Origin of the sequence: Rheinheimera muenzenbergensis, assembly GCF_036984005.1 — a bacterium.
Lineage (GTDB): Bacteria > Pseudomonadota > Gammaproteobacteria > Enterobacterales > Alteromonadaceae > Alishewanella > Alishewanella muenzenbergensis.
In genome coordinates, this window is sequence record NZ_JALAAR010000018.1 from 54,191 (window position 1) to 72,993 (window position 18,803).

Genomic DNA, 18,803 nt, shown 5'->3' on the forward strand with positions numbered 1-18,803 from the left:
CGGCTGAGCTTTGGTTAATGCTTGACTAACCAAAACACAGCGTAAAAAAATACCTGATACTGGATCAGGTGCATATAACGGCGTCCATGCTAACAACTTGTCGCCCAGCATGCCAGTAAAGCGCGGCAAGCTGAGCACTATCCCTGCTCAATGCCGCGGTTTATCGGTTATGCGGATATAAGCCAGCCAGCTTGTTGTCAGCCGGACTAGTCTGTTGAAGTTGCTGATAGCGTTGCCAACTTTGCCATAGCGACTCACCTTGCCACTGACTGGCGGCGGGGTTGTACAAGGCGGCGTTCAGCTGCAGCAACAGCTGCTGTAAGTCGGCATCGGCCAGCTGCTTTGCTAATTCTGTCAGCGAATGACAACCTTTATCGTGCTGCTGGCGGGCAAAACGCAACAGCTCGGCTTTGGCCGCTGCGGCATCGTTTTGTTTACAGGCGGCTTTAAGTTTGCGCTGATCAAATTTAACCCGGCTTGAAACCGCCGCTACGGGCTGATGCACGGGCTTACGTTGCCACAACAGATACCACACTAAGGCGCTGCTTAGCCACAAAGCCAATAACAGGCTGCTTAAATGGTTCCAGTGCCAGTTTGACGCCGGCGCGGTAATGGCCTGTGCCGTTTGTGGCATAGCAGTATTGGCGCTGTTGTTCAGCGCTGCTACAGCCGGCGTCGTGGCTGCGGCTGAACCAGCTTCAACCGTCAGGCGTCGCGCCGGTAGCCGGGCATAATCAAGTTGATTAGTCTTACTGTTCCACCAGGGCAGTACCAGCTCGGGCAGCTCAAGTTCACCGGCTTTATTGGCAATTACGGCCGTGGTAAACACTTTTTGTGCAACCAAACGCCCATTGCGCTGCGCACTTTTTGCCTGGGGTTGCTCCTGGTATAGCCGCAAGCCGTCCGGGAAGCCCTGATTTATTTGCGGCAATTGGTTTTCGGCTACATCGACTGCAGATAAGGTAATAATACGGGTTACCGGCTCACCTTGCTTCAGTGTGGTGACATCCGGGCTCCATTCTTCGGTTAAGGTGACCAGGCCTGCAACCAACCAGTCACCGGGAAAATTATCAGGTATAGCCTGTACGCTGATCTCAACTGGCTGACCTTGTTGCACCACCGTTTTGGTGCGGGCAAAATAGTTATAGCGGGCACTGTCCCGGTCGATCATTTCACCACTGAAGGTAGGCGCACTGATAGTAAAATTGCCGCTTCGCTGTGGTGTCAGTGCATAGCGGCGGGTAATGGTACGGTAGCGAATGCCATTAACCAGTTCAGAGCCTTCGACATCCTGGCCCACCTGCACAACACTGGCGCCATCTACTACCGGCTCTGACAGCGAACCACGTTGTAAGTCGCCGTTAAAAAAAATGGTTACCTGATAATAGCTCAGCTGCTGCACATACAATTGCTGCTGTTCTATTTCTGAGCGTAAAAACAGTTCGGTATTTGCGCCAGCTGCGGTATTAACTTGTTGATCCAATACCTTAAGTACAATAGGGGCGCTGCTAAACCCTTGTGCGCTAAAGGCCGGTATAGTCAGTTCACCGGTTTTTTTGGGTAACAGCACCACTTTCCAGCTGGTGCTTTGACTAGACTGGCCGTTGATAATTTGTGTACTGCTGCTTACTGAAGGTGCCATAACGCCAAAGTCTTGCTCCAGCACCCGAAAATTAATGGCATCGGCCGGCAGCCTGCTGTCAGCAATCAGTTCCAGCGTTACCGCTTCGCCTTGCAATGCCGGGTTTTTATCAATTCTGGCAGTTAAGGATGACATGGCATAGCCTGACGTACTGAGTACCACACCAACAAACGCTGCAACGGCTAAAAGCAAAACTCTTACCATTGTTGATCTACTCCTTTTGGCAGGCGTTGTTGCTGCCGTTTTAAATACTCTAAATACATTTTATTGCGCAGCAGCAGCGCCGGATCATCCTGCACTTTGCGCAGCAAGTTCTCTAATTGCTGTTGTTGTTCAGGTGTGGCATCAGGCCAGGCTTCATGCACCGCTTTTTGCTGTTCGGCCGGTTGTTCCGCTTCGCTGTTTTGTTGCTCAGCCTGCTGAGGTTGCGCGGCGGCAGTCTCTTGCTGTTGTTGTTCCTGCTGTTGCGGCTCAGCGGCCTGTTGTTGCTCAGCATTTTCGCCTTGCTGATCGTCGGCTGAAGCCTGATCAGCATCGCCTTGCTGCTCAGCGTCATCACTGTCTTGCGACTGTTGTTGCTGGCTGTCTTGTTGCTGCTGGTCAGAACCTTTTTGCTGCTGCTTTTGATCTTGTTGCTGCTGTTGCTGTTGCATTAGCTGCTGCATCAGTTCAGCGTTTTGCTGCGCCGGGCTAAAGTCGGCATTTTGCTGTAACGCCTGCTGATAGGCTTCTAATGCTTCTTCATAGCGTTGCTGTTGTGCCAGGCTATTGCCGAGGTTATGCCAGGCCGACACAGGATTATCATTGTTGGTTATCGCCTGACGAAATGCCTGTTCTGCACTTTGGTAGTCGCCCTGACGATAAGCTGCATTGCCTTGCCATAACGGCTGGCTAAACTTGGCCTGCGCGTTGGCAAAGTCGCCGGCGTTGTAGTCCTGTACCGCCTGTTGCTGTTTGGTTTGCCACAGATCGCGCCATTCGAACGCGGCAGCCGGACGCGGCACTATCATCAGACAGCTCAGCGCCAGCAACGGACTGTATTTGCGCTGCAGTAGTACCAGCGGCAGTAACAGCCACACCAGATAGATGGCGCTGTCATACCACTGATCGCCCTGTATTTGCTTATTACTATCGGCCTGATCCAATGGCGACAAAGCAGGTAAAGCCAGAATGCCGGCTAAATTGTTACCGCCAGCCGTCGCTGCTGTAAAGACACCACCGCCGCTGCGTGCCAGACTTGCCAGCTGTGTCAGCGGCACTTTGGGGATCACCACGCCACCCTGAGCATTTTTCAGCAGCTCGCCGTTTTCTTGTTGTACGGGCGCGCCGTCGGCGGAACCAAAGGCTAACACCGACAACCTGTGCGGCCAGTTATTCAACAGATCCTGAATGTCACGATAGCTGCCATTGTCGAAGCCATCGGTAAACACCACCACATCACCGCGCGGATAACCGGCCTGCTGCAACAGCTTGCCAGCCTGCTGTATTGCCGCCAGTAAGTTAGAGCCTTGCACCGGCATAATTTCCGGTTTCAAATCAGGGATCAATAAACGGATATTATTGTGATCCGGTGTCAGCGGGGATATTACAAAAGCATCGCCGGCAAATGCCAATAATGCCAGTTCACCCTCTGCAAGTTCGTCAGTGAAGTCCAGCGCATTAAAACGCTGTTGCGTCAGACGGTCGGGTACCATATCGGTGGCACGCATCGACATCGATAAATCCAGCACCAGTACGGTGGCTTTTTTTAGGGCAAATGCCGGCTGCGGAACTTTTTGCCAGCTGGGGCCCGCCAGAGCTAACACACTGATAAACCAGCACAGCAGTAGTAGCGGCAAAGCGAAGGGCTGACGTCGTATTAACTGTTGGCCACCGAGCAACACCTGTTGCAGATGTACAGCAATAAGATTGTGCCACGGGCTTTGCTGATGCCGGTAGCGATATAGCAGCAGCGCCAGCAGCAGGGCTGGCAGTAGCGCCAGCAGCCACCAGGGCCGGAGTAAATGCAAATCAGACAACATGTTTAACTATCCCACGCCAGTAGATATTTACCACCGCCATTACAAAAGATAATAACAACGCCAACGCCAGCGGCCAGTGCAGCAAGCTGCGTTGTGGCCGGTATGTCAGGGTGTCACGCTCTATCGGTTCCAGCTGGTCTATCAGCTGATAAATCTGGTTTAGCTCGTTTAAATCGCGGGCACGAAAATACCGGCCACCGGTATCTTCAGCCAGTTGTGTTAACAAGCGTTCGTCCAGATCCTGTGATGGGTTTACCATGCGCCGGCCTAACACACTGTGCTGCACCATTTGCTCGGCACCGACACCGACAGTATGAATTTTAACACCGGCAGCTTTAGCCAGTTGCAGCGCCTCCAGCGGTTGAATATTACCGGCAGTATTGGCACCGTCACTTAGCAAAATCAGCACTTTATTGCTGCTTTCATAGGTGTTCAGCCGTTTTACCGCCAGGCCGATAGCTTCGCCAATCGCCGTGCGGGTACCCACCAGACGCAATACACTGTCGTCGAGCATTTTTTGTACTGTGGTTAAATCAAAGGTTAGCGGTGTTTGCTGGTAGGCGGCGTCGGCAAACAAAATCAGCCCGATCCGATCACCCTGGCGACGGCGGATAAAGTCACTGATCACCAGTTTTACCGCATCAAGCCGGTTGATACTCTGACCTTGTAACTGCATATCGGCAATTTCCATCGAGCCGGATAAATCCAGTGCTAACATCAGATCGCGCCCTTGCTGCGGCAGTGTCACGGGTTCGCCTAACCAGCGTGGTTGCATGGCTGCGATCACCAAAGCCAGCCAAAGCAAACTGGCTAAAACTGTGCGAAAGCCAAAGCGTGGGCCTGAGCTTTGTGCGGTATTGCCGGCCAGTTTGGCCAGTGCAGGCAGTTTAAGCGCTGTTTCGCTACCACTTTGCCGGCGCACCCTAAGTAACAAGGGTAACAATACGGCCAATGCCAGCCAGGGGTAACCAAATTCAAGCATGCTGGCCTCCGCTGGTGTAATCGGCCGGGGCCTTGCCGTTGTAGCTTTGCAGCCAGCCCTGGGCAAACTGGTAAAATTGCTCATTGGCGAGCGGGTCAGCGCTGGGGCTGTATAGCAGGTTCGTCAGATCAGGCACCGTGGCGCTGTGGCCTGCTGCCAGCCAGCTTTGCCATTGAGCCACCGGTAATGTCAGAGCCGGATGCGCATGCTGATAATGCAGCAGCACGCGCTTTAGTAGCTGATTAATCTGGCTGGCACTGTCGGCTTTACCGGCCAGCGTAGCCAGTAGCGCTAATGCCTGACGTTTGGCTGCAAAAAATCGCCAGCGCCGGTACAGGCGCCATGCTACATAGAGTAAGCCAGCGCCAAGCACCGCAACGGCAAACCAGGCCAGCGGCGGCAGAGCAAAAGCATTTACTAAAGCTGGCTCGCTGATGTCGGCCAGCTGGTCCAGTGGGGAGTGGGTGTTAGCCATGGTTTTTTCTCTCCAGTTGGCTAAGCACAGGCTCGGCGGCAGTAATTGGCAGCCATTTGCAGCCTAACTGACTGATTTGCTGTTTTAACTGTGCCTGCAATTGCTGCTGCGCACTGGCGTAACGCTGTTGTATCGTATCGCTGCCCAGTTCGATATAGCCGGTCGTCGCGCCGTCGCTGACAGCGGCCAGGCCATTGCTGCCGCTCGGTAATGCCAGCTCCAGCGGATCAGTTACCGGGCAGCAGGTTACTTCATTATGCTGGCGAATAGCACGGATATGGCGCAGGCCATCTTCACTGAACTGACTGAAATCTGATAACACATATACCAGGCTACCCGGGCGCACCAAACGTCTTAACTGGCTAAGCGCGGTATCAAGCGACAGGCCGCGGTGGCCACTAGTATGCTGATGTACTTCGGTTAGCGCATGAAAATAGCGTAATACGCCATGGCTGCGGCTTTGTGGTTTAAGTTCAATATGCTGATTTGCATTAAACACCAGGCCGCCGAGCTTATCGCCACGTTGTTTAACATGCCAGGCAATTAACGCTGCCAGATGGGCCGCCTGCACCGATTTAAACAGCAAGCAGCTGCCAAAGCGCATGCTATCGCCAAGATCGGTCAGGATAAACACCGGCCGTTCTTTTTCTTCACGAAACAGCTTGGTATGTACTTTGCCGGTGCGTGCTGTAACACGCCAGTCGATGGTACGCACATCATCACCATTCTGGTAATGGCGTACTTCATCAAACTCCATGCCGCGGCCTTTGCTTTTGGCCAGATAAGTACCGGCCAGCTTGCTGTGAATGGCCATACGCGGGGTCAGGTCCAGCACCTTGGTATAACGCTGATACCAGAGTAACTCGGTTAAACCGATATCGATAGCGTTAGTACCGTTTTGTGCCAGCCATTGCTGGGAAGACAATGTCTGGCTCATATCAGGCTGTAGGTACCAGGCGCAGGATTTCGTCTAATACGTCATCGCTGCTAATGCCTTCTGCTTCGGCAGCATAGGTTAGAATTAAACGATGACGCAGTACATTGTGAAATACCGCCTGAATATCGTCAGGGGTAACAAAATCACGGCCTTGCAACCAGGCTTTGGCGCGGGCGCAGCGTTCCAGCGCTATGGTGGCACGCGGGCTGGCGCCATAGCCAATCCAACTGGCCAGCGTGTCGCTGTAAGCTTTGGCATCGCGCGTTGCCATGATCAGCGCCACGATATAATGCTGCAGGCTATCGGCCAGATGAATTTGTAAAATGGCTTTGCGGGCGGCAAAAATATCGGCCTGACTTATCGCTGCAACCTGGGTCTGGCTGCCGCTTAATGCCTCGTTGCGGGTTAATTGCAGGATAGCCAGTTCTGTCGCGGCATCCGGGTAGTCGACTTTTAAATGCAACAGAAAACGGTCGAGCTGGGCTTCCGGCAGTGGATAGGTGCCTTCCTGCTCCAGTGGGTTTTGTGTCGCCATAACTAAAAATAATTCTGGCAGTGGATAGGTTTTGCGGCCAACGGTAACCTGCTTTTCTGCCATGGCTTCAAGTAAAGCGGACTGTACTTTTGCCGGTGCGCGGTTTATTTCATCGGCCAGAATAATATGATGAAACAGCGGCCCGGATTGAAATTCAAACTGGCCGGTTTCCGGCCGGTAGATGTCAGTACCGGTTAAATCGGCCGGCAGCAGATCCGGGGTAAACTGAATACGGTGAAACTGACCTTCTACCCCCTGAGCTAACGCGTTAACCGCGCGGGTTTTTGCCAGCCCAGGCGGGCCTTCGACTAATAAATGGCCATTGGCCAGCAATGCCAGCAAGATACCTTCAGTTAAATCAGCTTGACCCAGCACCTGGCTGTCGAGATAGGCTTTTAAGCCGGAAAATGCATTCACCATAATTTATTCAATCTTAATTATCTGGATTTATTGATTGTTTTATCGCCAATGCCCAATAAAACGGGCTAGGCTAAGACGTTATAACCTAAATATGGTTCCGTTTGCATTAAAACAAGTGTTTTAATTTTCAACGACTGTCGCTACAATCGATGCTAACAATACAGGTCAGACCTGTCTTATGATAACAAGAGGAACACTATGAGCGCGTCAATTAACCTAAGCACCCGTCAGGGCGATCGCATCGCAATCGTTTCGGGTTTGCGTACCCCTTTTGCCAAGCAGGCGACAGAATTTCATGGTGTGTCGGCACTGGATTTAGGCAAGCTGGTGGTTAATGAACTGCTGATCCGCAGTGAACTGGACCCTAAGCTGATTGAACAGCTGGTGTATGGCCAGGTCGTGCAAATGCCCGAAGCGCCAAATATTGCCCGTGAAATCGTGTTAGGTACCGGCATGCAGGTGCACACGGATGCCTTTAGCGTTAGCCGCGCCTGTGCGACCAGTTTTCAATCGGTGGTCAGTGTTGCGGAATCCATGCTGGCAGGTGTGACGCAGATTGCTATCGCTGGCGGGGCAGACTCCAGCTCGGTATTGCCTATCGGCGTGAGTAAAAAGCTGGCGCGCGCGCTGGTTGATCTGAACAAAGCCCGTACTTTTGGCCAGAAACTGGCGATTTTCCGCCGTCTGGGCTTAAAAGACTTATTACCGGTACCGCCGGCCGTTGCTGAATACAGCACCGGCTTATCGATGGGTGACACTGCCGAGCAAATGGCAAAAACCCATGGTATCAGCCGTGCCGATCAGGATGCTTTGGCGCACCGCTCACATACACTGGCTACCCAGGCCTGGCAAAGTGGTGTGATGCAACAGGAAGTAATGACGGCCCATGTTGAGCCTTACTCACGTTTTCTGGAGATGGACAACAATATTCGTCAGGATTCAAAGCTGGAGTCATACGCTAAATTAAAACCGGTATTTGACCGGGTGCACGGCTCGGTAACGGCAGCGAATGCCACACCGCTGACCGATGGTGCCTCTGCGGTACTGATGATGACGGAAAGCCGGGCTAAAGCGCTGGGTTACACGCCGCTGGGATATATCCGCAGCTATGCTTTTGCCGCTATTGATGTTTACGATGACATGTTAATGGGGCCATCGTACGCTACGCCAATAGCACTGGACCGTGCTGGTATGTCGCTGAATGATTTAACCCTGATTGAAATGCATGAAGCCTTCGCCGCCCAGACGCTGGCTAACATGAAGATGTTTGCCAGTAAAAAGTTTGCCGCAGAAAAACTCGGCCGCGCAGCAGCCATAGGCGAGATTGATATGGCGCGGTTTAACGTACAGGGCGGCTCTTTGGCTTATGGCCATCCGTTTGCCGCAACCGGTACCCGCTTGATTGTACAAACGTTAAATGAATTAAAACGTCGTGGTGGTGGTATAGGCTTAACCACTGCCTGCGCCGCAGGTGGTTTAGGCGCTGCGATGATTGTGGAGACAGAATAATGACAACAACGAACAGTTTCAGCCTGCAAATTCGCGATGATCAGATAGGCGTGATCACTATGGACATCGCCGGCGAGTCGATGAACGTATTAAAAGCCGCCTTTGCCGACGAAATCAGCGCACTTTTAGCGGAAATTAACGCCAATACGCAATTAAAAGGTTTGGTATTTATCAGTGGTAAAGCCGATTCCTTTATCGCTGGCGCCGATATTTCGATGCTGGATGGCTGCAAAACGGCAGAAGAAGCGCAAGCCATTGGCCGCATGGGCCAGCAGATGTTTGCCCAACTGGAACAATTATCTATCCCGCTGGTGGCGGCTATTCATGGCCCTTGTTTAGGTGGTGGTTTAGAGCTGGCTATGGCGTGCCATGCCCGGGTGGCAACCAACGACAGCAAAACCGTACTGGGCTTACCTGAAGTGCAGCTGGGCTTATTGCCTGGCAGCGGTGGTACCCAGCGCTTGCCACGTTTGGTTGGCTTACAAAAAGCCCTGGACATGATCCTTACCGGCAAGCAGTTGCGTGCAGCGCAGGCGAAAAAAGCTGGCCTGGTGGATGAAGTGGTCCCCAACAGTATTTTGCTCGACGCTGCGGTAAAGCGGGCATTAAAGGGTAAGCCACAGCGTGAGCAGATAAAGCTGAACCTGGTAGGCAAGGTGCTGGAGCGCACGCCGTTTGGTCGTAATGTACTGTTTAGCCAGGCGCGTAAGCAGACGCTGAAAAAAACGCAGGGTAACTATCCGGCGCCGTTAAAAATTCTCGATGTAATTAAAACCGGTGTCGACAATGGTATGCAAGAGGGCCTGGCGGCAGAAGCCAAAGCCTTTGGTGAGCTGTGTATGACTAAAGAGTCAGCCGCGCTGCGCAGCCTGTTTTTTGCCACCACGCAAATGAAAAAAGAAAGCGGGGCCGGCGACACTAAGCCAAATAAAGTGCGTAAAGCGGCGGTGCTGGGTGGTGGTTTAATGGGCGGTGGCATAGCCAATGTCACTGCAACTAAAGCCGGCATACCGGTCAGGATCAAGGATATTAATCAGCAGGGGATCAGCAATGCGCTGAAATACAGCTATTCGCTACTGCAGAAAAAGTTTAAGCGTCGCTTTATCAGTAAAACCGAGATGCAAAAACAATTGTTACTGATGACTGGCAGCACCGATTACAGCGGCTTTCACGATGCGGACATCGTGGTAGAAGCGGTATTTGAAGATCTTGCCTTAAAACAGCAAATGGTAGCGGACATTGAGCAACACTGTGCAGAGCACACCATTTTTGCCAGTAACACCAGCTCACTGCCGATTGGGCAAATTGCCGCTAAAGCAACACGGCCTGAAAATGTTATCGGTCTGCATTATTTTTCACCGGTCGATAAGATGCCGCTGGTGGAAGTCATAGCGCATGAAAAAACCTCTGCAGAAACTATCGCCACCACAGTGGCCTTTGCCCGCAAGCAAGGTAAAACGCCGATAGTGGTCAAAGATGGCGCCGGTTTTTATGTTAACCGTATCCTGGCGCTGTATATGAATGAAGCCGCTAACATTTTGCTGGAAGGCGAGCCGGTAGAGAAAATTGACAAAGCATTAGTTAAATTTGGCTTTCCGGTAGGGCCGGTAACCTTGCTTGACGAAGTCGGTATCGATGTCGGCGCAAAAATTTCGCCAATTCTGGCGACAGAATTAGGCGAGCGCTTTGTCGCACCAGCCGCCTTTGATAAATTGCTGGCGGATGGTCGCAAAGGCAAGAAAACCGAAAAGGGCTTTTATCTGTACGGCAAAAATGCCAAAAAAGGCAAAAAGCTGGTTGATGAAACGGTCTACAGAGTGCTGGGCGTGACGCCAGCACCACGGCTGAACACTGATGAAATAGCCAGCCGTTGCATGGTACAAATGCTAAACGAAGCGGTGCGTACGCTGGAAGAGGGCATTATCGCCTCGGCCCGTGATGGTGATATCGGTGCGATCTTTGGTATAGGCTTCCCGCCGTTTTTGGGCGGACCTTTCCGTTATATCGATCAGCTCGGTGCGGCTAACTTACTGGCGCAACTGCGTAATCTGGAAAGCCGCTTTGGTAGCCGCTTTGCCCCTGCAGCCTTGTTGGTACAGATGGCTGAGCAGCAACAAAAATTTTATGCCTAACCCGCTATACCGTTAAAGGCCCTGCCAACGCGTTATCGCTTTGGCAGGGCTGTTAAAGCCAAGGTGTTATAGCAGGCTAATATTCAACCAAAAGTTAACAGCAAGGCCGGCTAAGCAGCGCTATAATAGCCGGCCTTGTTGTAAGCTGTCTCTGGAGTGTCGGGTGTTAGTATTACCCCTGGTTTGGTTATTAACTGCAGTAGGTGTTTATATTGCCGCCTTACGCAGTGGCATGACAGCACTGCGCTGGGCTGTGGCCGCGTTAATTAGCGGCCCCTTGCTACTGCCGCTGTTTACCAGTCATAAACGCTTGTTACTGCGTAAAGTGCAGGGCGGTAATGCCGTCTGGTTTCGGCCTTAACGCTAACAACCAGGGGCTGGCCCCGCGCTGAGGCTTACTTGTTTGCGGACAACAAGGCTCTTAGCTGGGTAATAATGTCGGCTATTTTTACCCGATGTGCAGCTTTTGGCAGCGATACGGCAAACAGCTCGCGTTGCATTACCGGCGCGTCGGTAATTAAATGCAGGCTGCCATCGTCCAGCAATGGCTTCACCATGGTTTGCGGCAAATAAGCTGAACCTCCCCTTTGCTGCATGAGTTCCAGCGCGATACGGGCGCTACCAGTGCGTAATTGCGGTGGTGGCAGCTCAGGAAAGTGCCTGGCATGCTGAATATCAAAAGCAGTGCCCCAGTCTACCAGGATGTATTGTTGTTGCATGGCACTGTGTACAGTACGGTCGCTATGGGTGGTAACCGGCAACAACTGAATATCGCCCAGCTTATCAATTTGCATTTCGTCTACTTTGGGTGCGTCAAACAGTACCGCTAAATCCAGATGTCGCTCCAATACCAGCCGGGCAATTTGCTCGCGGCCAAGCGATTCAGCCCGCCACGACAGCCCGGGTAAGGCCTGCTGTACACTTATAAAACCCTGCAGTAAAAAGGCATCCCAAATATTGGCGGTGGCAGCAATGGATAACTGCACGGCTTGCTCAGCGCTTACCGCAACATCCTGCTTTGCCCGTTGTAATGCGGTTAGCATGGCTTCGGCGTGGGGTAACAAACGCTCACCCGCAGCGGTAAGCTGAATATTATTACGATAGCGGCTAAACAGATTTACGCCCAATTGTTGCTCTAACTGACGGATACGAAAACTGACGGCAGACTGAGTGAGATACAGATTTTCGGCGGCTTTACCAAAATGTCGGGTGCGCTGAACTTCAATAAAGGTTTTAAGTAGTTCGGTATCCAAATTTAATCCTGTAGTTATTTTATGGTGTCGATAAAAAATATTTGTTTTACTGCGCTGTTTTTGTTAACCATACTCCGCACAGTTTAAACAGGCTGGCTTGATATTCAACGAGATTAGAGGAAAAAAGTGATGCAGCAAAGTTTTGTCGCTACCCGTCGCTTTTTCGATGACCGTAATTTCCCGAAAGGATTTACGCGGTCCGGGCGCTTTACTCTGGCAGAAGGTAATATGCTGGAGAAACATGGGGTGGCAATGCAGGAGCTGGAGCAGGGTAGCCGTGCACCGGTAAATGACGAAGAATCACGCTTTGTGCAGGTATGTAAAGGCGAAGCTGAAGCCGCTAGCGTTTACGAAAAAACCTGGATGAAATATAAACAGCGTCTGGCTGAGAAACGCAAGTTTCACACCGTATTCGGCAAGAAACGTATTGCCGACGGCAGTGACGATTTCTCCTACGTCGAAACCGACTCAGATTAAACAAAAAAGCCCCGTTTACGGGGCTTTTTTGTACTTGCTGCTATATTGCATCAGCGTATGGGCACCGCATTCAGCCGGTTGCGCTGCTGCTTTTGTTGCTGTAAAAACTGGCTGAAATCAGCTGCACTCAGCGGCTTGCTGTAATAATAACCCTGTATCACATCACAACGCAGCTTGCGCAGCATATCCAGCTGCTCAGACTGTTCTACGCCTTCTGCTACTACAGTCAGGTTAAGGTTGTGCGCTATGGTCATAATGGTATCGACCATATTACGGCCGCGGGCGTTACTCATATCGTCAATAAAGGCTTTGTCTATTTTCAGCGTATTAAGCGGAAACTGCTTTAAATAAGCCAGTGATGAATAGCCGGTACCAAAATCATCCATCGCCAGGTGAATGCCACGCGCCCGCAGTTTTTTCATGGTTTCAATCGCCTGAGGTGGCGATTGCATCACGGTGCCTTCGGTAATTTCCAGTTCCAGATGGTATGAGGGCAGCTCGGTTTGCTGCAGGGTATCGTCTATCAGTTCACACAAAAATGGCAGGCTAAACTGGCGTGACGATAAGTTAACCGCCACCCTGCCATGAAACAGCCCCTGATCTATCCAGGTTTTTACATCACGGCAGGCTTTACGTAGCACCACTTCACCAATTTCAATGATCTGGCCGGTTTCTTCGGCTACCGGAATAAAGCTGGCCGGGCTTATCAAACCGCCTTTGGGGGTAATAAAACGTACCAGCGCTTCCATCCCGACTAAATGGCCACTGACAATGTCCATTTTCGGTTGGTAGTAAACGACAAAATAGTCTTCTTTCAAGCCATAGCGGATTAAGTTTTCAATCTGCAGCCGTTTTACCGCCTGTTTGTTCATCGAGTCATTAAAAAACAAATAGCGGTTAGCACCCTGGCTCTTCGCATGATACATAGCCGTATCGGCGTTGCGCAGCAATGCTTGCGGATCGGCACCGTCATCAGGGAACAGCACTATGCCGATACTGCTGGTGATGGCTAAATCGTGTTGGTGCACCTGTATAGGTTGGTTAATCTGACCTAACAGCTCTTTGGCCAGCGCAGTGATATAAGCTAAATCATTGGTTTGCTCCAGCAGCAAAGCAAATTCGTCCCCACCCAGACGGTACAATTTATCGCAATAGTTGGCATGGTTGGTCAGGCGCTCGGCCAGTTTACATAGCAGCCGGTCACCCAATTCGTGGCCGAGTGAATCATTTATCTTTTTAAAGTTATCCAGATCGAACACCAGTAACGCATGTTCACTGCGATGGCTGACCAAATCTCCGAGCTTTTGCATAAATACTGCGCGGTTGGGCAGGCCGGTAAGGGTATCGCTGTTGGCTAGCCGGCTTAGCTCTGCTTCACGCAGTTTTCGCTCAGTAATATCAGAGAAAACAGCAACATATTGGCTTACGTTGCCTTGTTCATCTTTGATCTGATCGATTGCCAATTCGGCCTGATACAGTTCGCCGTTCGGCCGTTGTTCCTGAATTTCGCCTTTCCAACTGCCGCTTTGGCTTAGTTTCTGGCGGATATCGTACATAAAACGGCTGGGGTATAAACTGAGTTCGAAACGTTGCTGTAACACTTGCTGGCGGCTTTTGCCGGTGATCTGACTAAACGACGGGTTAACATCAAGAATGACAAAGTCGGTGTCACAAATTACCACTGCATCAGAAATATTATGCAAACAGCGGGCAAACAGCTGTAATTGCTCTTCGGTTTGTTTTAGCAGATTGATATTTTTTAATGTGCCGGTCATCCGGCTTGGTTTGCCATCTGTGGCAAAGGCCACGGCTTTGCCCCGGTCTAACACCCAGGTCCAGCTGTCGTCGGCGGTTTTAATACGGTAGGTTGCTTCGAAATAGGCAGTTCTGCCGCTAAAATGTTCCTGCAACAGCGCACTGACCCTATCCAAATCCTGCGGATGTATCAGCTGCCGGTTGGGGGGGAAGTCTTCGGTTTTCGGTTGTAACTCTACCGGGTTTAACCAGGAACTGGAGCGGTACAGCTCGTTGCTGCTGATTTTCCAGTCCCATAGTTCATCGCCGCTGCCCCATAACGACAAACGCAGGCGCTCTTCACTTTGCTCCAGCTTAAGTTGGTAGCGGCGCATTTTTACAATACTGATATGTGCCAGCAGTAAGGCCGCAAAGGAGCAAAGCAACACTAAACTCAGGGTGTAGGGCTCGATATTGCTCCAACTGAAGGCATATAAGCTAAAAGGTAAAATAGCCAGTAGAAAAACACTGATTATTATAATTATTTTTTGTTTTAACGACACTTATGGCTGCTAGTCGGGTACAGGAAGCTCCACGTTATAAAACTTTATTAGTACTGTCAAAGCCATTTTGCATTAACAGCAATTGCTGTCGTATTTGCTCGGCACTTTGTGTCGTTAAATGGCTGTGCTGACCAGGGGCGGAAGTAGCCAGAAATATCGCATTGTAGTCTGGCCGTAGCAGTTGGTGTAAAAACTGCACAAACTGCGTTAATTCAAGTTGCTGTAATGCGCTGATTAAGCGCTGGGTCAGATCAAAACGGTTGTCCTGTTGGCCTATGGCCAGCCAGAAGCGCTTGGCGCGGGCACCTAAGCTATTGTCCCGCTCCTGTAACTGCGCCAGCAAGCCCTGTTTCATATCAATAAACTCGTCTGCCGTCAGCGCTTCAGTATCGGCTAAAAAAGCGCGGAAAAACATTACCGTGGCTTCATACAACGTATTGCAGTCGGTATTAGGTGATTGCACGTAAAACGCCACACCGGGCAACATATTTACCGGCACATAACCGGTACCTACCAGATAACCTAGTTGTTGCTCGGTGCGCAGCTGATGAAAGTATTCCGGAGATAGCAAATGGTTTGCCAGCATAAACAGCGCGGTATTATCGACGGTAGCTGCACTGGCCGGCAAGTAAATGACCAGTGCCTGATCGCTGTGCTCGACGTTTTGCTGCAGCCAAACCGGGCCCAGATCGCGAATGGTTAAACTGCGGATAGCCGGGCGGGTGGCTGTTGATGACAGTTGTTGTTGCCAGCGCTGCAAAATCTGCTGCAGCTGATCTGCTTGCTGTAACGGCCAGTTACCCAGCAGCAGGGCTTCAATATGCACCTGTTGCCATAGCTGGCGATGAAACTGCAAAAAATCCGTAAAACTAAGTTGCGCCAGCTCGTCTGCCAGCTGGTCAATTTCCGGATTGTGCGGTTGCAACAAGGCTGACAATTGGCTAAACAGGCGCGCGACCGGTTTGTTTTTACTGCTGTTACGCCAATGCCGGTACAATTGTGTTTTCAGCTCTTCAAAGCGCTCGGCACTAAATTGTTGCCCTGGCATCTGTTGCAGTAAGTCGTCCAGCAGTTGCAACTGGTTATTGCTCAGGCCACTGGTATGCAGACTAATACCCTGATGTTGCACATGTGCCTGATACACCAGGCCAACTGTAGTGGCCGGATAAAACCTTTGGTTAATATTGTCCAGAAACAGTTCAACCCACAGCCGGGTTGCGGCCATGTTGGCGCAGGATGCAATACTGTGCGCTAAGCTAAGCTGAACAAAACAATGGCCTTTGGGCGAGGCAAACTCAGTATCTGCCTTATACCACAGGCTTAAACTGTCATCCTGATAATGCAGCTGCGGCTCTGTCTGGTGCGCCTGTTCGTCCAGTAAATGGATATCGCCCTGTAAATACGGATTACTTGACGGCAAGCAGATAGCACTGTTGCTGCTTTGTTGTGCCAGCGCGCTAAGCAAAGCCTTTGGCAGCTGTTCGATACTGTAGGGAGTAAGGTACCAGCGCGCTTGCCGGTTTGCCGGCGCATCCGGGGCTATCAGCATCAGACGCATATTCGTTGGCGACAGATACGCCAATACCTGCTGGTATAGCTGCTCATCCGGTGGCTCCATACGGTAGTCGCCAAAGATCACATCTTCTGCAGGGTAATGTTGCAAACTCACCGACAAGTGATTGGCTGTTTGCAGCGCTGTTGCCGGCTCCTGGTATAAATAAGCCCAGTGCAGCAGTTTTTGCCGCTCGGCAAACAGTTGTTGTGGTAGCGGCTGCTGCTTAAGCAAGGCAATAGCACTGAACAAGGCCTGTAAAATAGTGTCGCGCTGCTGCAGGCCGTTGTCTGTCAGCTCAAATGCAACGGTAAAGTCTTTGTAGTTACTGCCGTCAATACCACCGCCGGCACTCAGTTGGTTTACCAGCCCCAGTTGTTTCAGGTAACTTAGCAAAGAACCGTCAGCTTCGTCGCCTAACAGATGAGCAATAAAGCTGATTAGTTTATGCCGGTACCAGCGCTGTATATCCGGCATGGCGAAGCTGACCACCAGTTTGCGGCTATCGCGATGGGGTTGAATGTGTAATGCAATGCCCTGATGCTCGGGCAAATACAGCGGTACGCTTAGCGCCGGCTTTGCTGGTAAATGCGCGCTGATAGCAGCAAAGTGCTGCTCTGCCAGCGCGGCAAGCTCTGCCAGTGGCCGGGCCGACACCAGTGTCAATGTCATCCGGCTGGCGCTGTACTGTTGCTCGAAAAACGTTTTCAGCGCCTGCTGCAGGCTACCGGCTGCGGTGTCGGCCAGGGTGGATAAATTACCGACTGAAAATTTGGCAAAGGGGTGGGCCGGGTTGATGCTTTCTTTGTGTACCTGATAAATACGCCGGCCATCGTCTTTTAGTTTCAGTGAAAACTCGGCTTCTATGGCGTGGCGCTCTTTTTCGACATAATCGCTGCTAAATAGCGGCTGGATAAACATGTCGGCAAAACGACTTAACGCTTCGGCGTAAAAGGCATCATCGATATCAAAATAAAAGCTGCTGTGCTCGGTGCCGGTCCAGGCGTTGTGGCTGCCGCCATGGTGGCTGATAAAGTGTTGATACTCTCCGGCAGCCGGATACCGTGCTGAGCCGAGAAACAACATATGCTCAAGAAAATGCGCCAGGCCTTCGCGATCAGCCGGATCATCAAAGTGGCCGACATTGACTGTCAGCGCCGCCGCACTTTTGTCGCTGTCGCTTTGTTGCACCAATAACAGGCGCAGGCCGTTACTCAGCGTAAGATAACGGTACTGGCGCGGATCATTAGGGCTTTGTAATATCTGGCTGTTTTTCAATCCGGTTATCCTTGTCGGCCACAGTGTTACAGCGTTTGGGTGGCGTTGTCATAGCGATAAGTAATAAACAGGTTATGTGTTATGCGTTATTAGCAGTTACGCTTGGCGCTAACTTTCATTATCATAGCGCACAATTTTTTACCCGGCGTTTTGTTATCTGCCACGCGTAAGTTAACAGGGAACCCCGAGCAGTATGGTGTCAAACTAATGGTAAATCTCGTTATCATGCGTCACGGTGAAGCCGAGCCGTTGTCATCACAGGACAGTCAACGTCAGCTTACCGCCCGTGGCCAGCATGAAGTAAACCAGATGGCGCTGTGGTTACAACAACACTATGCCGCTTTTGACTGGATTTGGGCAAGCCCTTATCTGCGTACCTGTCAAACTGCAGAGTTGATGTTAGCTAAACAAGCGCCATTCAGCTAGTTAGAAATAGTACCGGAGTTGGTACCTGACGGTGACGCAGCATTATTCAAAAGTTATTTTGACGCCCGGATCAGCGCCAAACCGGATGCGCGGGTACTGCTGGTGTCGCATATGCCACTGGTGAGTTTTCTGGTTGAAGCCTTTACTCAGCCAGGCCAGGCACCAATATTTAGCACTGCTCAGCTGGCCTGTATTGATTACCGGCCAGCAGGCAGTGGCCGTTTACTGGAACGCCTGTCACCGCAAGAACTGGCGCTGATTAGCGTTTAATGGTTACTTAACGCCGTGCGTCAGCATCCTGCGAGTCAGTTTTAAGTAGTAGCAATAAAGCGCCATGTTTGCCCCAACTTTTTGGTGCGGTATGAAATGCCCGTACATTAGGGTGCTGTATTAGCCAGTTGGGTACTTTCTTTGCCAGTATGCCCAGCCCCTTACCATGGACCACACAAGCACAGTTAAACTGTTGTTTCTGGCAGTAGGCTAACAGGCCCGCCAGCTCGGTTTTGGCCTGCTGCGTCGTCATGCCATGTAAGTCCAGCAGCACTTCCGGCTGAAATTCACCGCGGCGTAAACGGCCGGGTAAATGTGGATCTTCACCACTTTGTAACCAGCTTAAGGTGCTGCTTTGTGCCACAAAGCCTTCAAACTCGTCAGAGAACCAGAATAAATTTTCATCAAGCTGCTTTATTGAGACGTCTGTACGTCTTTTTTGCTTGCGGGGGGCGACAACTGGCGGTATCTTGTCTTGCGCAATGGGCTTGGCGCCCGTTATCGACTCGCGAAACAGTTGGCTGTCTTCGGCACTAATGCCGCTATTGATGGTGGCTTTTCGTTGCATGGCGCAAGTCTACTCAAACTGACCGGTTA

16 protein-coding genes are annotated in these 18,803 nt (G+C 51.3%); 6 read left to right on the plus strand and 10 right to left on the minus strand.

All coding sequences use genetic code 11. The features are described 5' to 3' along the window. Positions 1-160: 160 nt before the first annotated feature. The 6 genes from MN202_RS17400 to MN202_RS17425 are packed head-to-tail and all read right to left on the minus strand — an operon-like array spanning position 161 to position 7,012. Positions 161-1,846 carry a BatD family protein gene (locus tag MN202_RS17400; RefSeq protein WP_335737412.1) on the minus strand — a complete coding sequence of 562 codons (1,686 nt, stop codon included), beginning with the start codon at positions 1,844-1,846 and terminating at the stop codon, positions 161-163. Next, a complete protein-coding gene (locus tag MN202_RS17405) occupies positions 1,840-3,663 on the minus strand; it encodes a VWA domain-containing protein (protein ID WP_335737413.1) in 1,824 nt (607 codons plus the stop codon). Before MN202_RS17405 ends, MN202_RS17400 begins: the two co-directional genes overlap by 7 nt. After that, positions 3,653-4,645: a vWA domain-containing protein gene (locus tag MN202_RS17410; protein ID WP_335737414.1), complete on the minus strand. Its 993-nt coding sequence runs from the start codon at positions 4,643-4,645 to the stop codon at positions 3,653-3,655. The genes MN202_RS17405 and MN202_RS17410 overlap by 11 nt, the downstream gene beginning before the upstream one ends. After that, positions 4,638-5,120, minus strand: coding sequence for a DUF4381 domain-containing protein (locus tag MN202_RS17415; RefSeq protein WP_335737415.1), 483 nt, complete (start codon positions 5,118-5,120; stop codon positions 4,638-4,640). The genes MN202_RS17410 and MN202_RS17415 overlap by 8 nt, the downstream gene beginning before the upstream one ends. Beyond that, positions 5,113-6,057 carry a DUF58 domain-containing protein gene (locus MN202_RS17420; protein ID WP_335737416.1) on the minus strand — a complete coding sequence of 315 codons (945 nt, stop codon included), beginning with the start codon at positions 6,055-6,057 and terminating at the stop codon, positions 5,113-5,115. Before MN202_RS17420 ends, MN202_RS17415 begins: the two co-directional genes overlap by 8 nt. Before the next feature lies 1 nt (position 6,058). Continuing rightward, positions 6,059-7,012, minus strand: coding sequence for an AAA family ATPase (locus tag MN202_RS17425; RefSeq protein WP_335737417.1), 954 nt, complete (start codon positions 7,010-7,012; stop codon positions 6,059-6,061). A 198-nt stretch (positions 7,013-7,210) separates the two neighbouring features. Between MN202_RS17425 and fadI the strand changes: the two genes are divergently transcribed. The 3 genes from fadI (at position 7,211) to MN202_RS17440 (ending at position 11,014) form a co-directional block, all read left to right on the plus strand. Then, a complete protein-coding gene (gene fadI, locus MN202_RS17430) occupies positions 7,211-8,521 on the plus strand; it encodes an acetyl-CoA C-acyltransferase FadI (protein WP_335737418.1) in 1,311 nt (436 codons plus the stop codon). Further along, positions 8,521-10,653, plus strand: coding sequence for a fatty acid oxidation complex subunit alpha FadJ (gene fadJ / locus MN202_RS17435; RefSeq protein WP_335737419.1), 2,133 nt, complete (start codon positions 8,521-8,523; stop codon positions 10,651-10,653). The genes fadI and fadJ overlap by 1 nt, the downstream gene beginning before the upstream one ends. Before the next feature lie 163 nt (positions 10,654-10,816). Further along, positions 10,817-11,014 carry a hypothetical protein gene (locus tag MN202_RS17440; protein ID WP_335737420.1) on the plus strand — a complete coding sequence of 66 codons (198 nt, stop codon included), beginning with the start codon at positions 10,817-10,819 and terminating at the stop codon, positions 11,012-11,014. 34 nt (positions 11,015-11,048) lie between these two features. On the opposite strand, the gene hdfR is transcribed toward MN202_RS17440, so the two are convergent. Continuing rightward, positions 11,049-11,906, minus strand: coding sequence for an HTH-type transcriptional regulator HdfR (gene hdfR, locus MN202_RS17445; RefSeq protein WP_335737421.1), 858 nt, complete (start codon positions 11,904-11,906; stop codon positions 11,049-11,051). Positions 11,907-12,035: 129 nt separating this feature from the next. On the opposite strand from hdfR, the gene MN202_RS17450 reads away from it, so the two are divergent. Continuing rightward, positions 12,036-12,383, plus strand: a complete 348-nt coding sequence (locus MN202_RS17450) for a MaoP family protein (protein ID WP_335737422.1) — start codon at positions 12,036-12,038, stop codon at positions 12,381-12,383. A 50-nt stretch (positions 12,384-12,433) separates the two neighbouring features. Here MN202_RS17450 and MN202_RS17455 read toward each other — a convergent pair whose 3' ends face one another. Next, a complete protein-coding gene (locus MN202_RS17455) occupies positions 12,434-14,680 on the minus strand; it encodes a putative bifunctional diguanylate cyclase/phosphodiesterase (protein ID WP_335737423.1) in 2,247 nt (748 codons plus the stop codon). 34 nt (positions 14,681-14,714) lie between these two features. Next, positions 14,715-17,510 (minus strand): insulinase family protein, encoded by a 2,796-nt coding sequence (locus tag MN202_RS17460; protein ID WP_335737424.1) that lies wholly within the window; start codon positions 17,508-17,510, stop codon positions 14,715-14,717. 207 nt (positions 17,511-17,717) lie between these two features. Between MN202_RS17460 and MN202_RS17465 the strand changes: the two genes are divergently transcribed. Then, a complete protein-coding gene (locus MN202_RS17465; protein ID WP_335737425.1) occupies positions 17,718-17,936 on the plus strand; it encodes a SixA phosphatase family protein in 219 nt (72 codons plus the stop codon). Between the two features lie 18 nt (positions 17,937-17,954). Then, positions 17,955-18,206 carry a hypothetical protein gene (locus MN202_RS17470; protein WP_335737426.1) on the plus strand — a complete coding sequence of 84 codons (252 nt, stop codon included), beginning with the start codon at positions 17,955-17,957 and terminating at the stop codon, positions 18,204-18,206. Positions 18,207-18,213: 7 nt separating this feature from the next. Here MN202_RS17470 and smrB read toward each other — a convergent pair whose 3' ends face one another. Then, on the minus strand, positions 18,214-18,774 hold the full coding sequence (smrB, locus tag MN202_RS17475; protein WP_335737427.1) for an endonuclease SmrB: 561 nt from the start codon (positions 18,772-18,774) through the stop codon (positions 18,214-18,216). Between the last annotated feature and the right edge of the window lie 29 nt (positions 18,775-18,803).